The following is a 1,042-nucleotide window of genomic DNA, read 5'->3' as shown; positions in this document are numbered from 1 at the left end:
ATGCCGGCTGCCCTCATCATCGAGGTAGGTGTCCGGTTCTACCTGCAGTGAGGAAGCATTTAGGCGATCGAAGGTTTCCGACGGCAGTGCGAGGTGTAGCAGCTCGGTCATGCTGCCGGCATCTGAAAAATATGCGCGGAAAATCGAATCGTGGGGTCTGTGTTCCATATCCATAAAGGAGGCTCCTGTATAGATATACAACACAGATGCCCAGATATATTGAACTCGCTGGGGGAACTGCGGCAATTTCCGGGAATCTCGGGAAATCGCCGCTAAACTTCGCCGTAGATCATATCAAAAATCTCTAACTGATCTGGAAACAACTACGCCAACATGGCAGATCTGCCATGTCAGTGAAGTAACTTCCACAAGACTTTGACATATTTAACTTTTCTACTTTCCTTCACGCAACAGAAAGCAAAGGAACTGCTCAGTCGTTCTTCCTTTGATCATCCTGCAGAAGGCGGCGCAGTTCTTCAATCGGAAGCTCAACAATTCTGGCAATTTCCTCAAGCGGCATTGTGCCTTCAAGGTTGCGGGCTACCTTGACTGTCTGCTCTATAGTGCCTTCCATTTTCAGTAGTTGAGCGGTGCTCATAAAGTCCTCCTGAAGTACGGGGTCTGTAACTTCACTTTCTATTTTCCGCTTCAATTCTTCCTTCGTCAAGCCTGCGGTGTACAACAGATAGAGCTCGATCAGTCTGAATCGTGGGGTGTGAATCAAGAGCAAGCCTCCGGTCTTCGCCAGTTCGTTCAGCTTACGCAGAAGCAGATTAAAGTTGCTGCGTGCATATTTCATGGCGAACAGGGCCGCCTGCAGCTCAAGTGAGCCCTGGATTTTCTCATCCGGCAAGGTGGCAAGATTGAATACGTGTACAGAGAAATCTGGTTGGTTCTCCAGGTCTGCAGGGTGAAGATCCGGCGGGAGCATGGCAGTGGAAAAGCGGTCCGGGAGCTCTCGCTGGGGGCCATGGTAAAAGAGAATCGGCAACACCGGGCGTAGTGGTACAGCTGAACCAGTAGGTTTGGCTTTCATTCGATT

The 1,042-nt window shown here is 50.0% G+C and carries 2 protein-coding genes; both read right to left on the bottom strand.

The genetic code is table 11. The features are described 5' to 3' along the window. Positions 1–168: Rpn family recombination-promoting nuclease/putative transposase (locus ACYQ2L_RS17155; protein ID WP_460058344.1), on the bottom strand; the 168-nt coding region annotated here is incomplete at its 3' end. Between the two features lie 262 nt (positions 169–430). Next, the coding region (locus ACYQ2L_RS17150; RefSeq protein WP_460058342.1) for an Rpn family recombination-promoting nuclease/putative transposase at positions 431–1,042 on the bottom strand (612 nt) is incomplete at its 5' end.

The organism is Spirochaeta dissipatitropha, assembly GCF_054657935.1.
This window is presented reverse-complemented; position numbering and strand designations above follow the sequence as displayed.